The organism is Ruegeria sp. AP11, from assembly GCF_056535865.1.
The window spans coordinates 682,513-697,382 of sequence record NZ_JBQFJB010000002.1; the positions used below are offsets into that span (position 1 = coordinate 682,513).

The 14,870-nt window shown below is 54.0% G+C and carries 10 protein-coding genes; 2 read left to right on the forward strand and 8 right to left on the reverse strand.

The features are described 5' to 3' along the window. Positions 1 to 50: 50 nt before the first annotated feature. Positions 51 to 1,058: a taurine ABC transporter substrate-binding protein gene (locus ACR3E4_RS21005; protein WP_480531353.1), complete on the reverse strand. Its 1,008-nt coding sequence runs from the start codon at positions 1,056 to 1,058 to the stop codon at positions 51 to 53. 178 nt (positions 1,059 to 1,236) lie between these two features. On the opposite strand from ACR3E4_RS21005, the gene ACR3E4_RS21010 reads away from it, so the two are divergent. Beyond that, positions 1,237 to 2,211 (forward strand): LysR family transcriptional regulator, encoded by a 975-nt coding sequence (locus ACR3E4_RS21010; protein WP_480531355.1) that lies wholly within the window; start codon positions 1,237 to 1,239, stop codon positions 2,209 to 2,211. A 55-nt stretch (positions 2,212 to 2,266) separates the two neighbouring features. Here ACR3E4_RS21010 and ACR3E4_RS21015 read toward each other — a convergent pair whose 3' ends face one another. The 4 genes from ACR3E4_RS21015 to ACR3E4_RS21030 all read right to left on the reverse strand — a co-directional run bounded on the left by ACR3E4_RS21015 (position 2,267) and on the right by ACR3E4_RS21030 (position 9,533). Further along, positions 2,267 to 3,316, reverse strand: a complete 1,050-nt coding sequence (locus tag ACR3E4_RS21015; protein WP_480567215.1) for a glycosyltransferase — start codon at positions 3,314 to 3,316, stop codon at positions 2,267 to 2,269. Positions 3,317 to 3,741: 425 nt separating this feature from the next. After that, the gene (locus ACR3E4_RS21020) at positions 3,742 to 3,873 is read right to left on the reverse strand and encodes an integrase core domain-containing protein (protein ID WP_480531419.1); all 132 of its coding nucleotides are present in this window, start codon (positions 3,871 to 3,873) and stop codon (positions 3,742 to 3,744) included. A 56-nt stretch (positions 3,874 to 3,929) separates the two neighbouring features. Continuing rightward, entirely contained in the window at positions 3,930 to 4,241 is a 312-nt protein-coding gene (locus tag ACR3E4_RS21025) for an IS3 family transposase (RefSeq protein ID WP_480567217.1), read from the reverse strand. Between the two features lie 480 nt (positions 4,242 to 4,721). Further along, a complete protein-coding gene (locus ACR3E4_RS21030) occupies positions 4,722 to 9,533 on the reverse strand; it encodes a PA14 domain-containing protein (protein ID WP_480531361.1) in 4,812 nt (1,603 codons plus the stop codon). A gap of 732 nt (positions 9,534 to 10,265) precedes the next feature. Here ACR3E4_RS21030 and ACR3E4_RS21035 point away from each other — a divergent pair. Next, complete coding sequence (locus ACR3E4_RS21035; protein WP_480531363.1) at positions 10,266 to 11,057, forward strand: WecB/TagA/CpsF family glycosyltransferase; 792 nt, start codon at positions 10,266 to 10,268, stop codon at positions 11,055 to 11,057. Positions 11,058 to 11,124: 67 nt separating this feature from the next. Here the strand turns inward: ACR3E4_RS21035 and ACR3E4_RS21040 are convergent, their stop codons facing one another. From ACR3E4_RS21040 to ACR3E4_RS21050, 3 genes are all read right to left on the reverse strand, one after another. Continuing rightward, positions 11,125 to 11,847, reverse strand: a complete 723-nt coding sequence (locus tag ACR3E4_RS21040; RefSeq protein WP_480531365.1) for a CpsD/CapB family tyrosine-protein kinase — start codon at positions 11,845 to 11,847, stop codon at positions 11,125 to 11,127. Positions 11,848 to 11,976: 129 nt separating this feature from the next. Further along, a complete protein-coding gene (locus tag ACR3E4_RS21045; RefSeq protein WP_480531367.1) occupies positions 11,977 to 13,533 on the reverse strand; it encodes a GumC family protein in 1,557 nt (518 codons plus the stop codon). Next, positions 13,530 to 14,456 (reverse strand): ExeA family protein, encoded by a 927-nt coding sequence (locus ACR3E4_RS21050; RefSeq protein WP_480531369.1) that lies wholly within the window; start codon positions 14,454 to 14,456, stop codon positions 13,530 to 13,532. Before ACR3E4_RS21050 ends, ACR3E4_RS21045 begins: the two co-directional genes overlap by 4 nt. Positions 14,457 to 14,870: the final 414 nt, after the last annotated feature.

Here is a 14,870-nt window from a genome sequence, read left to right on the forward strand (position 1 = left end):
AGGACCGGCCCGATGATCGAGCCGGTCTACCACGCTGTTTTTTCAGCGATTTAGTTGGTTGCAGCGGATTGAGCTGCGGTCAGCGGATCGGCATTCACCGCACCATCATAGGAATCCAGTGCCGCCTCAATGCTGCCTGCGTCAACGAACACGTTGGCCACACCTTTCATGAACTCCTGAGCACCGCCTCCCAGCCACTTTTCAGACAGCTGTTCATCAACCGACGGGAAGGTGAAGGTCGCGATTGTGGCCTCGGCATCTGCCGGGTCCATGCCCGCATCCTTGGCGATCACCGGCAACATCTCGTCCTTGGCATCACCGGCATTCCATTTGGCATTTGCATCTGCGGTGACTTTCAGGAACTTGGACAGCAACTCTGGCTGTTCTTCGATAAAGCCGGACGGCGCGCTGGTAACGTCAAAGACCAGAATGCCGATCTCTTCCTTTTCCGCGCCGGTCAACAGGATGTTGCCGTGCTCGGTCATGCGACGCAGCGCACCACCCCAGCCACAAACCATATCCAGGTTACCTTGCGCAAAGGCCGCCGCACCGTCGGCCGGGGCCATGTCGACGATTTCCAGTGTGCTGGTATCAACTCCGAAATGCGCCATCTGGGACAGGAAGCCATAATGCGCCGCCGTACCGATCGGAACACCGACCTTCTTGCCGGCCAGTTCACTGGCACTGTCCTTATCGATCTCCAGCGCTTCGGCGACAACACAGTTGTCATTGTCCGAATAGCTGACAGCCACATCCACAATCTGGATATCCTGGCCCGCCGAGGTGGTGACTACGAAAGGGGGCACGCCCTGGCTGACCGCGATTTGCACGTCGCCCGATGCCATGGCAGCAGACATCGCGGTGCCGGTGTCGAACGACACCCAGTTGATCTTGACGCCAAGCTCTTCCTCGTAAGTGCCATTTGCCTTGGCATATTGGAACGGCATCGGCCATTCCAGGAAATATGCGACCGTGATTTCATCCAACGCCGCCGCCTGCGAGGCAGTCAGCGCAGCAATCCCGGCAAAGGCCGTGGTGAGCAGTTTTCTTTTGATCATTTTGACTATTTTCTCCCTGCTGGTCCCGTCTGTCCGACTGCAATGACACGTCGAACTCCGGATCAGTGAGAAAACCTTAATCGGAAGCAGGCGGAATCGAGAAATAAAAATCTTGTTGCGGTAAAACCGAAACTCTGTTTCGCTTTCCCCAAATGAGCGAGAGATAAGGAGCGTCTGGATGCCACAGAAATCACTCAGCCTCAGATGGCTGGAGGTGTTCCAGCTGATCTCCAAACTTGGGTCAATTCAGAAAGTCTCGGCAGAGACCGGCCTATCAATTAGCACCGTATCCAACCATCTGAAAAGTCTGGAAAAAGCACTGGATGTCAGGCTGGTGGATCACGGCCGGCGACCGATGAGCCTGACCCCGGCGGGAACGGTGTTCCAGCGCCATGTACAGGAAGGGTTGATAGCCCTGAAACGCGGCGAGGCCGAGCTGCGCTCGGGCAGTTGGCAACATGCAACAGATCTGAGACTGGGGCTGTTCGATGATTTGGATATTCGTGTTGTGCCAGAGCTTTTCCGACAACTTTCAGCTTCGCTGCCGCGATGCAACTTTCGTCAGTTCACCCGCCCCAGCCATGAAATCATCGACAAGCTTCAATCGCAAAAACTGGATGCCGGGGTAGCGGCACGACCTTCGGATCATGTCGAAGGGTTGATGGAGTTTCCGTTGCTCAGGGACCCGTTCATCCTGATCCTGCCGCATTCGTTTGAAGGCCCGGTCGAAGATTTGCTTGATTCCGAGGCCACGTTGCCGCTGCTGCGATACTCTCGCGATCACAACATTGGCAAGCTGATCGAAAGTCAGTTGACCCGAAGCAAGATCAACCTGCCCAACCGGTTCGAGCTTGAGTGCAATCAGTCCATCATCGGGCTGGTCGCCGAAGGCAGTGGTTGGGCAATCACAACCGCCGCCAGCTATTTTCGCGCGCGTCGGTTCCACAAAGATACGCGCGCGCTGCCGTTTCCCGGCAAAAGCTTTGCGCGAACCGTGTCGCTGTTCACCACCGATGTCTATCCACATACAACCACCCGGCTGCTGCACAACACGCTTCTCAACCTGATCCGACAGCACGTAGCCGAACCGATGACGACCCGTTTTGCGTGGTTGGAAGGTGACTTTCGAACGATCCCCATGCCGGATAGTTGACCTGGGCAATTCATGAGACCAGCTTGGTAGCGCTTAAGCTATGCCCCTGGCACCGTCAGTCATTTGCCGAATTGAGAGCCATCTTGCGCTGCCAGGCACTCGCCGCTTCTGCAAAATGCTCCGTACGCCGCCGGAACGTCGCTTCGAAACAGTGCTCCCGGGCAAAGTCACGCCCTGTTCGGGCCGCATCAATCAGCAGTTGACGATTGCGATCAAGTTTCGCGATCTGATCTGCCAGCTTTTCCGCCTCTCCCGACGGCGCAAGAAATCCGCTGCCGGAATGCGATACGATGCCCTCGAACGCCTCGTTGGCAAAACCTGCGATCGGCACACCGCAGGACATCACCTCGGTATAAGTGCTCGACGGATCGCCTTGCGGGTGGCAACTGACGAACAAATTCGGCGTGTTCTTCAACAGCGGAACCCAGCCTGAAAGAAAATCAACCGGCGGATGGATCGTCACACGGTCTTCGATGCCATAGCGCCGGATGGCCGCGCGAAGCGGTTGTTCATCTGGGCCAGACCCATGGATGTCGAGCTGAAAATCGACGCCACGTTTCATCAATGCCTGTGCGACGCGAGGAAGATGCAACACACCTTTCATTGGCACAAACCGCCCCCCGAAGATCAGGCGAAGCGGTGAATCTTCGCGCAATCTTGCCGCTTTCTTCTTCAGGTCTTCATCTGTCGCGACATCGGACTGTCTGACGCGATTGTCGAAGAACAGAAACGCATCTTCTCGCGCAGGCCTGTAGGCATCATAGATCGGTACGCCATTGCACTGCAGCCCCGCCAGCAGGCCGAGCAAGCTCCTGCGTATACGCTCGGCATTCCGGACCCAATGCTTGCGGCGCAATTTGACCAGCCGATTGATCCGCGTCGCCTCAATGATCTGATATTCGGTGCGCAACGTGTATTCACAGACATGAACCAGCGGTATTCCGGCAGAATGGCACCGGCGCGTCAACTCTGCCTGGCTCGGATCGAGAAATCCGACCACGCAACCTGCGCCACCAATACGTTGGATCAGTTTATCAAGTGCTATCGGTCGCTCTTCGATCCGGGTTTGGTGGCTTTGATCGCTATGTACCTCAACATGATCCATATCGGTCGAAGCGGTCAGAGAAACTTCGGCGAGTGTGGTTACCTGACCGTCCCAATGCTTGGCATATTCAGTCGCGCCATCAAGATATTTCTGCGTCAATACCAACCCGCCACCGTCGCCACGATGCGCCTTCAGCACAGGCAACAGGATGAGTTCGTTTGAAACGTTGGGAGAGATCAAGGAACTTTTTTCAACACTCCAAATGGGACAACGAACTCGGTGTAAAAACTATCTTTCGAAGAGGTCCGCAGTTTGAAACCATTCTTTACGCTAACAATTACCGTGAACTATTTACAAGAGCTTTCAAATTTATCGAACTACTTCGCCAATATTTGAGACCAAATGATTGCAATGGCAAAGCCTCATGATCTGCGCCCCAAGTTTCCTCCACTTCACGGAGAGTCCTTGGGTTTGGCTTGATGAACTTACGCGGCCAGTTTGTCCATGCTCATTTTCTCTGCAAATTCCATCGGTGTCAGGTTGCCCAACGCCGAATATGGTCTTTGAAGGTTGTTATTCTCCTGCCATGCTTCCAGCGTTTCACGGGCCTCGGCCAGTGAGCTGAGAAGAGCGTTTCATTCAGGCATTCGTCACGCAGCTTACGCATTTGCAGTTAGGTGATGTCTGCGACCCAGACCTGATTGGGCGGGGTCACTCGCAAGCCGCACAACAAGTAGGGGTAGGTTTTGTGCCCCTCCGCCGCCTTGCTGGTATTGAGCTTTTGATAGATAGGCATGAGGCCCATCAGCCGCATCAGGCGGCGTAAGTGTTTTTCGTACACCAGATGGCTTTCGTTGCGCAGATGCCAGGTCATCGGCCGCACGCCAAAGAACGGCGCTTCCAGGAACTGCTCATCAATCTGACACATCAGCATCAGATTCAGCGCCGTCTCGCCCTTGGGCGTGTAATAGAATGACGACCGCAAGATCGACAGCGGCTTGCATTACTTGCCGATGGGCAGGTCCGGATTGGTCGGCTCAACCATCTTGCGCCTCACTTGCCGATCCACGGCTTAAGCTTTCGTGACAAAAAATCATAGCTTACGTCAGTGTCCTAATTTCAGGGAGTAGCTCAACACTCTGGACGCGCTACCTCGCTTACCGTCACGCCAACTAGAAGCGTTTCCGCAACAACCCGTGCCTTCAGATCACAAGGCCAGCGTCGATGGCCCCGTCGTGCGACCAATACATTAATGTCATTAAGAAACTCCCTGAAAACAATCACTCAGGCTGGAATCTCAAATCACAAACCAAAACAGAAGGTGGGGCCGAAACTCCGCTTACTCAAAATCTGGATCGCATCTTCATTTCCATACTAAACCAAAAAAAGCCCACCGTTGGCAACAACGGCGGGCTTTAGCAATTACATAAGCGGAGCAGCTAAATTTGCGCTCAACTCACAAAGGTCAGATATCAAAGACCTCTATGGTAACAGTTGCTTCATTCAACTGCCCGGAGGAGTCCGCCACCCAGTAGTCGAAGCTGTCCGTTCCCTCAAAGCCGACATTTGGCTGATATAGCAATCGCCCGTCGTCCTGCATATAAACATCGCCATTGTCGGGGTCGGTGAAACCACTGACACTCAGAACCGCATCTTCGGCATCAGAGTCATTGGCCAGAACGTTGACCAGTATTCCCTGATCCACGCTGGTCGAGAAATTGTCATCCCGCGCGTTCGGAGCTGATCCACCCAGATCGATTACACCATTGTATCTGGCACCGTTTGCGGCATTGTTGATCATATAATTGTTTGCCAGCTCTTCATGGGTCATTTCCAGCGTCACAACATGAGTGATCCGGGTCAATTCACCAGTGGCGCGATCAGCAAGGAAATCGTCGATCAGAATGACGTTTCGTCCATCTGGCGTCGAATAGTATCCCTGTTCTGAGATGATGTGGATGATATGATCATAGAAATCGAGCTCAAGCGGGTCCTGTGACAACACACGATCGCGGGTTCCGATTGAGTCCGTCTTAATTCCGTCAAAGCTGAAGCTTTCGCCCACTGCAAGGCTGGTGTCGCCATTGTGGATGAACTCCATCCGGCCTAGCGTGAGGTCTTCTGATGTCAACAACTGATGCTGATTGGGATTGAAACCGAAAAGATCGATACTGTTGTTGATGCCCTCATAGTCAATCAGTACATGCGCAATGTCTTCATCTGGAACGGTCCAGTGCGGATCCCATTCCATGTCGACACCTCTGTCAAAGCCTTCGACACGCAAGCCGTTGAATACCATATCGGTGGTGTTGCTGCCCAAGATCACCCCATAGTGATCGACATCACCAAACCGCTCAGTCGTGTTGATCAGATCAAAGTCAATCAAAGTGTAATGAGACGTATAACTTAGGTTTACCCCGTTCGCGGTCTCCCAGTTAAGGAACCCGTCAAACACAGATCGGATTTCATGCGTCTGCTGTGAAGGATTGTCTTTGATAACAATGATACCTGTATTTGTTCCAAAAGCTTCATTATCACGGAAACCCTGAATCGGCGCATGGTTGTTCCAAATCCAGTCCTCTCCTCCATACGCGATCTCGGGATGATCCAGGTTGTCGACCAGAGGGTTCTCTTTGCTGTTGCGGTGCATCCAGACAAAGCCGTTGTTGGTATTCGCAGCAACGTTCTCGGCCGCTTCAACCAGACGTCCGGCGAAAAAGAAACCGTCTCCAGTGTGGCCGGTGTCCTGTGCGTTGACACGCGTTGCGTCTTTGACACTCCAATCACCCCAGCTGGTACCTTCAACGTTGATCGCCATATTTCTGAGCCAGACGCCGGTTTCATCTCCAGCTTCTGCCACAAATGCCGCTCCAAATATATCGAACGCAACGTTGTCAGTGAAGTTCGCATTGCTGGAATGGTGCACGAATCCCCAGCCAGGAGAACCATCAACAACGTTCCCGACCGCCATAGCCGGATCGTCCTGATCAGCCGTCCCGGTTCTGTGGAAATGAAGCGAATACCGCCCCTGAATATTACTGTCTGGCTCTATAACTGCCAGATCAGCAGTACTCAGCGCGGCGGGAGTAGATTTATCAGTTCGACCCAGATCCTCGAACGCTGCGTAGCGCACATCGACATCGTCGTTATGCATAAACATAACGTGCCCGCGGTGATGTGTTTCGGTAGCGTCACCATCCTCGCTCGAGATCGTAATGTTGCGCGACATGTTCGAAACGTAAGCGAACAGATCTTCTCGCGGTGTATCGTGATCGTACGCCAAAGGAGGTTCAAAGATAATCTGGTTACCGTTGATGGCTGTGATCGTCAGTTCTTCATCCTGAGGTTCGATATATCCAGCTGCGGTACTGGAGTGGCCCATCTGGTGCGTGCCAGTAAGGACGAGTTTGTCACCCACTTGCCAGCCATCCGGCACCTCAGACAGGTTGAGGGACGAGTCCCCTGTCATCGGTGCTTCGGAGACACGCAAGAAGGCATCCTTTTCCGCGCCATAGATTTCGACCTGGCCGTGCGAAATCACCCCGCGCGACAGCAACGCCGGATCCCAGTTGACGTCGATATCGCCATTGTTGGCAATGACAATGTCGACATTCACATTCGCTGCAATCGGGTTCTCGGCGGTGCCGATTTCAAGCCGGCCCGATGTATCGACAATCAACGTGTCGACAACCATCCGGGAATCAATATCGGTTGCGAAAGAAAGCTCACCATCGACTCGAACCGTAAACAACGAAGTGTCACTTTCGCCATTATAATGGACCGCAATGTTTTTCGGAATCAGAACATTGGCCCCTGCATCCGGTATTCGACCTTCGTGCCATGTATTGGGATCGAACCAATCGCCATCAGATACGGCCACATGCGTAGCTTCGGAGCGAGGGACAAGGTCCATCAAATGGCTGTGTTCCGTTGCCCTGCTGTCGTCGTCTCCATGCGGGTGTGCATTCGGTTCGGCCATCACCGCCGCGACGAAAGCATCATACTCTTCCGGGCTTGTCGGTTCCGGGATCGTGCCCGGAATGTTGGCACCGCCGTGGTCCACTTCGTCGTCGCTACCATGACCGCCATGGTCACTGTGGTCGGTTCCGTCGGTGGTATCGTCGGTGGAATCAGTGCCATCCGTGGTGTCGGTACCGTCGTGACTGCTATGATCAGTCCCATCAGTGGTGTCAGTGCCGTCCGTGGTGTCAGTACCATCGTGACCGCCGTGATCAGTCCCATCAGTGGTGTCGGTGCCGTCCGTGGTGTCAGTACCATCGTGACCGCCGTGATCAGTCCCATCAGTGGTGTCAGTACCGTCCGTGGTGTCAGTACCGTCGTGTCCGCCGTGATCAGTCCCATCAGTGGTGTCGGTGCCGTCCGTGGTGTCAGTACCGTCGTGTCCGCCGTGATCAGACCCATCCGTCGTATCGGTGCCGTCGGTGGTATTGGTATCATCCTGCCCACTTTGATCGGTATCATCAGTAGTATCGGTACCGTCGTGCCCGGAATGATCCGTATCATCCGCGCCGTTTGCCGGATGCGTCAGGCTGTCGCCCGAGATAACCTCGGTCGCCCCGTTTGTATCAGGACCGTTCCATTCCAATCTGAGGACCTGTTCGCCCCAGATCTCGAAATACCGGATTTCGATGTCGTGTTCGCCCGCTTCCAGATCAAGTGTGACCGGGACGGTTACGCCAGCATGGGCGCCGTCATTGTTGATAACCTGCTCACCATTCAGATAAAGCGCAGAGCCATCATCAGACGTCAGATAAATCGTGTAAGTTCCGGCCGCTGCCACATTCAGTGTGCCAAAATAACGCGCCGCGAACTCATCCTGCACACCGCTCTCCCAGAAGGGATCATTGGAGCTTTGGAAGTTCAGTTCTGATACAGAACCTGTTGCGTCTGGCGTCGCATCAAAATCGATATCCGCGAGGCTCCATGCCGCGGTAGGCAATACGAAATACTGCGCGGCAAGGCCTCGGCTTTGAGATGCCTGATCATCTGTGGTGTCAGTACCGTCGTTGCCACCATGATCCGTCCCGTCCGTAGTATCGGTGTCATCCGTGGTGTCACCGCCGTCGTGCCCACCTTGATCCGTATTATCTGTGGTATCGGTTCCGTCCGTCGTGTCAGTACCGTCCTGGCCGCCTTGATCTGTATCGTCTGTGGTATCGGTGTCGTCCGTGGCGTCGGTACCGTCCTGATCGCCTGTAGTATCAGTAGCTGGCTCGCCATGGCTCAGGCTGTCGCCCCGAATTATGCGTTTGTCTCCATCGGTATCCGGACCGCTCCAGAACAGCCTGAGCGTCTGTGCACCTGTGTATTCGAAATACAAAAGCTCAAGATCATGCGAACCCTCGGACAAATACACAGTCTGCTGGATTTCTGTGGTCCCGTGACGTCCGTCATTGTCGATGATCTGTTCGCCATCAAGATACAAAGCAGAACCATCATCCGATTTCAGGTAAATCGTGTATTCACCCGCAGTTTCGACGTTTAGCTGGCCCGTTATCTCAGCAGCGAAGCGGCTGCGTGGACCATCGTCCCACCACGCCTCTTTGCCCTTTTTAAAGTTCACCTCGGTCAGGATCTGTTCCGATATCATATCAGCATCAAAATTGATCTGATCCAGACTTGTATCCCCACGCTGGATCCGAACAAATCTGGCTTCGAGGCCCTGATTGATCGTCGCTTCAGCCGAGGCTTCAGGCGCAGATTCTGCGCTGGCTAAGACCTCGCCGGCGCCTTCTTCAGACCCTTCAGTCTCCGCCGAAGAGGAATAGTCCACAACACTCGAATCGATCAGCCGAAGTTCATTGTCAGTATCGGGCCCTGACCACTCCAGCTTCAGCGTTTGCGCACCGCCACTCTCAAAATAGCGGATTTCAATCTCATGGGCACCCGCGCTCAGGTTCAGCGTGACCGGAATCAATTGGGCACCATGATTGCCGTCGTTGTTGATGACCAATTCACCATCGATATAGAGAGCCGAACCGTCGTCTGACGTCAGATGGATTGTGTAAAGACCACTCTCTATCACATTGAGGTTGCCGGTATATCGCGCGGCAAAGGAATCCTCAGGGCCGCCTTCCCAAAAGGCATCTTCAGACCATTCGGTATTCAGCTCTGTCGAAATCTCCACCGCATCGGGTGCTCTTTCGAAGTCGATTTCACTCAAGCTGGAAACCCACTCCGGCAAAATGTAATATTCCGAGACGAAACCCATACCCTGATTTGGGATCCCGAAGCTCCGAAGATCGATACTGCTCATGACGTTATCCTTGGTGCAGGTAACTAAAGCCGAATTTGGCTCCAATTGATGTGGTGGCGATTTACGGGGTACGGAGACACAAAGGCGAAAGTGCGGCGGGACTCTGGCAAATGAACATATCCACGGCGGAATTGTGTCCATTCTGAGTACTCTTTTGATAAGAAATAGCTAATAACTGCGGAATCGCAGTCATTGTTTTGGAGGCCGGTGCCCAGCTGCAAGCCATCTCTCACACATAGTCCTGTTGTGCCCAGTGGTCTGTAACCCCCGAGAATCATGGTCGTTTAAACGCAACGAAGTACTAGTTCACCATCCCTGAACAATGGCATACTCAGGGGGCAAATTGCCCACAACCCAGAAATACTGAAAGCTATTCACGCAAGCGGGACATTGCCGAGAGCGCCCAATTTTCCGCCGAGATTATGCTCAAAATGACCGATTTTCTGCGCGCACAGGCCAATTGACGCCCAATGTCGCCCAATTTTCATTAATTTTTTCATAGATTCTTCATGTAAATTGGCGGCAATACATTGTTCATCACGAGAAATCTGTCTCGGATTTTCAATTGCTGGTTATATTAGCGCCCACTGCGTGGCAATTTGGAATCGCTTTGCAAAAACCGCCGGGACAATAAACGCATCTTTGGCCGACCCGGTAAAAGCCAGCAACTAACAATAGACAACAACTCATTGCTGAGCCATCAAAGGCCATTGGTTCAATAAGAGTGGAATAGTGTTTGTGAATTCCGAAACTGACATTGCGACGCAACAATCAGCGCAGGGCCCGGAGTTTCTGTCGCTGATCAGTCAGCCCACAAGAACCGGACTATTCGAAAGTATCGTCAGTTGCTGGGATCGGAGGCAGGGCTTTACGCTGGCCACATTGAATCTGGATCACATCGTGAAGATGCGTCAGATGCCCGAATTTCGATCAGCCTATATTGCGCACAGTCACATCGTCGCCGATGGCAATCCCATTGTGTGGCTGTCACGTTTGGCAGGGCGACCCATCGAACTGATGCCCGGTTCGGATCTGATCGCCCCGCTTGCGCGGCTGGCAACCGAACATGACATACCCGTCGCGCTGCTCGGCGCGACCCAGGACACGTTGGATCGTGCAGCGGAGCAATTGGAGAAGGACAATCCCGGGCTACACGTGGTGACAAAGATCGCGCCTCCTTTTGGGCTTGACCCCAACGGACCCGAAGTTGCCACTTACCTTGAAACCATCCATGCAGAAGGTTCGCGCCTGTGTTTTCTGGCCCTTGGCGCACCAAAGCAGGAAATGCTTGCGGCACGTGGTGCGCTGCTCGCCCCGACCTGTGGCTTTGTCTCGATTGGGGCTGGGCTTGATTTCATTGCAGGCAGCCAGACGCGGGCCCCGTCCTGGGTTCGCAAACTGGCCCTGGAATGGGTCTGGCGCATGGTCAGCAATCCGGGCCGTCTTGCGGCACGCTATGGACGGTGCATAGCCATATTGCCAAAACTAGTTGCACAGGCCCTGCGGGCGCGCTTGGCGCGGTGAATATCGCGCCAAATGACATGTTGCCTTGCGCAGGCCGGGCCTGCGCCGGAATCTGCAGGCAAATTCGTCAGTAGCCGTATTTGTCCAGTTTCTCGAGATAGCGGCATTTATTCAACACCACTCCCAAGAGGTTGCAGCGCGCCGAAATCTCTTCCTTGCACTTCTCCAGCTCGTCCGCTGTGGTGCCCTCAGAGGCGGCTACCAGAAGCACGCAGTCAATTTGATCGAGAAAAGCATATGTATCGTCGCAAGCCAGCATGGGTGGCGTGTCGAACAGCATAATGTCGGGCTGATACCGTTCCTCCATCCGGTCAATGACATGAGCCGCATCTTTATCCTGAAGCAGCTCGGCAGAGTCCGGGACCGGGTGGCTGTTCAACGCAAAAGCCAGCTTTTCCTGATAACAGATCATATGATCTTCGGGCTGGCTTTCTTCTTCCAACGCGTTAGCAAAGTGATATTCACCCGCCTGCAACAATTTGTGGATTGATGGGCGACGCAAGTCGAGATCAATCAGCATCGACCGCGCATTCCGTTGTCGCGCTATACTAAAGGCCAGATTCAGGCACAGCGTTGTCTTGCCGCAGGCAGAACCGGGCGAAGTAATCGCGACCCGGCGCCAGTTATTGCTTTGCAGCTGATGCATCATACGCGTACGCAAAACATCAAAGGGTGCAGAGTCTGTGGTTGCCTCGTGACCATATATTCGCGCGCGCTTCAACTGCTTCGGCTTCAACTCGTATTTCGGCAGGTCTGCCCACAGCTTTTCCTTGAACAAAGCAGAGGGCATCTCGGTCTTTAAAGCTTCCACCGGGACAGGCGCAGGCGTCTGCGCCTTCTCATCTGAATCCGAGACCCGTCGCGCTTCTCGGGCTTTCTGAATGGCGGTTTGAATACGTTCCATAACCTTCGCGTCCCGTTATCCCAGATTCAACCGATCAAGCAAATCTGTCGCGCCAAGCTTTTCAGCGACGTTTTCGAGAACAAGATCAAGTGGCAAGTAGTATAGGTGAATGAAGTACATAGCCGCAACTACCCCCGCGATCGGAAGACACAGCCCAGCAACAATCTTGCCGCGTCGGATAGCTATTTCGCGTCTCGTCCACATATAGGGCACCGTTCCAAATACAGGCACCCCGAGACGCGCGGATATATCTACTGGTCTGCGCACCGTCGAATTGAGGACCTCAAGCAATACAAACAGCCCACCAGCCAGCGCCAAACCAGCGGCCATGCCAGCAGCCGCAACCTTTTTTCGGCTGGGTTCGGCCGGGAACGTCGGCACCACCGCGTGCTCGGTCACTGTGATGCGCTGCCCACGGGACTGCGCCTCGATCTGATCACCGGTACGCGCCTCGGCAAGGCTGGCCGTCGCCTGCGTGTATTGCAGTCGCAGATTATCATAATCCCGCTCAAGCGTGCCCAGGGCAATCGCATTGGTCGGCGTTGCTTCGATGGATCGGGCCAGAGCTTCCAACTCGGCATTGATGTCGGTCTTCTGCGCCTCGATGAAATCGATCTGACCATCGATATCAGAGACCTGGAGTTCGAAGGCCGTGAAATTGGGCGCTGTTTCCGTGCCGAGACCAAGTTGGATATTCGCCGCCTCCAAAGCTGCAATCTGACCGTCCAGAGATCGAATGCGCGGATGATCCGGAGAATAGATGACCAAAGCCGAGGCACGTTCATCCTGCAACTGCCGCAGGCGACGCTGTTCCGGTGTCAGGCTCTCTCCGGCCAGATCCGAGCGCCCGGTCCGTTCGTAAATTTCCACAAGCCGGGAGCGGCGGTCGCGCAGGCCCGACAATTCGCGATCCAATTGCAATATCCGTTCCTGCAACGATGACTGCCGTTCTCGGCTATAGGTGAGACTGTCCGGCAAAGCGTCTTTATGTGCCTCCTTGAATTCAAGGATCTTGCTGCCCTGCTCTGCCAACTCACCATCCAGACGGGCGACTTCCTGCACAAAGAAGTCAAGAGTCTGCGCTGCAACACCTGTGCGCATCGCCACATTTTCCTGCAGAATCTGCGTAACCAGTTCATTGGTGACCTGAGCCGATACTTCTGCATCCGATGCCGCAAATGACACCGTTACCAATGCAGCCTGATTTCGCGTATCGAAGGGCAACTGAAGCTCAATCCGCTCCTCCATGTCCCAGACGATTTCGTCTGACGTCATATCTGGCTGATCGGAATGAACTGCAAAACGGCTCGACAAATCCAACAGATTGGACCGCGCCATCACCCGTTGCTGGATGACCTGAAGGATCTCAATGACACTGGCCTGTACGGTTGTCGAAGCCAGATCACCGGGGATCTGTGCAGATTCTACAACCAACCGGGACTGAGCTTTGTAAACCGGTGGCAAAGTGAACGCTGTATAGATGCCACCAAGCGTGCAGAGCACAACAATCGGGACAATGAAATAGAGCCTGCGCCAAACCAAAGATAGGTAGAACCGAATATCGTTCATCATGATGTCAGACCGTCATTATCCGAATTCAAACTGGCGGCGAAAAAAGCGCCATCGCTCAGGACCATTTCCACCGTATGCCGCACCACGCGTTTGCGACCGCGGGTAAAGGCATAGACCATAGACAGATCGCAAAGCTGATTGACCAGACGCGGTACGCCCTTTGTCGACTCGTAGATCAGATCCGTCGCGGCCGGGCTGAAAAAGTTGCGCTCGGCCCCGGCCACTTCCAGCCTGTGCGCCACGTATTTGCGCACTGTTTTCCGGTCCATCGCTTTCAAATGGAAACTCGACGCCACGCGTTGTGCAAACTGGCGCATCTCTGGCTGTCGGATGATTTCCTGAAGCTCGGGCTGTCCAACCAGAACCAATTGCAGCAATTCGTCCTTGTTCGAATTGATGTTGGTGAACATCCGGAGCTCTTCCAGAGATTCCGAGGTCAGATTTTGCGCCTCGTCAAAAATCAGGATCACCCGGTGCCCCTTGGCATATTCCTCGATCAGATGAGCCTGGAACTTGGCAAAGAGATCAACATAGGTGTCATCCGCAGGCGCAGGCTGATCCAGCGCCATCAAAACCCAGCGCAACAACTCACCACGATCTCCATGGGCGTTCGAGATCAGGCCGATCTTCACATCGCTTCCGACGCTTTTCAGAAGATGGTGCAGCAGCGTTGTCTTGCCGGCCCCCACATCACCGGTAATCAGGGTGATCGGCGCGCGTGTCAGGATGCCATATTCCAGCATCGTGTAGGCCTGCAGATGGGCCTGTGACCAGAAAATGAAATCCGGATCGGGCAGCAAGGAAAAAGGCCGCTCGGTCAACCCGAAATGAGCGGTATAAATATCAAGCGAACTTGAGGTGTCGCTTGGTGTGTGGGTGGGACGAATATTCAAATCCTCGTACTCATTTACTTGCACCGACATGTCTGAACCCTTGGGTAGCCCCAGCATGGTTCGGGAATTCAGGCCTGTTAGCGCTGCACTCTAAACTACTACTACACTTTATTTACACCCTGTCGTAGCAAACGCATGTGATTTAGGCCACAACTTAAGCGGTTTTACGAGCAACGCTTTCAAGATCTGCCATCCTAAGGAGATTGGGTTGCAGATCACCAACCCGAATCCCCCGGCCAGCGTCTCAAAATTCCGTCACCTCACATCATAGCACAACGCGGGCTTGAGCAAAGCGAACGTTATCTAATTATTGCAGGGTTTTGGTGTGAAAAATACACTGATCGGCCCCCCCGGGCGAAGCGAGGCCTTCACTTGATAAAGACGGGCTCTCTGTCACCCTCAGCAGGAAGTATCGCCTGAGATAATAGCCGGTTTGAAGCCTGC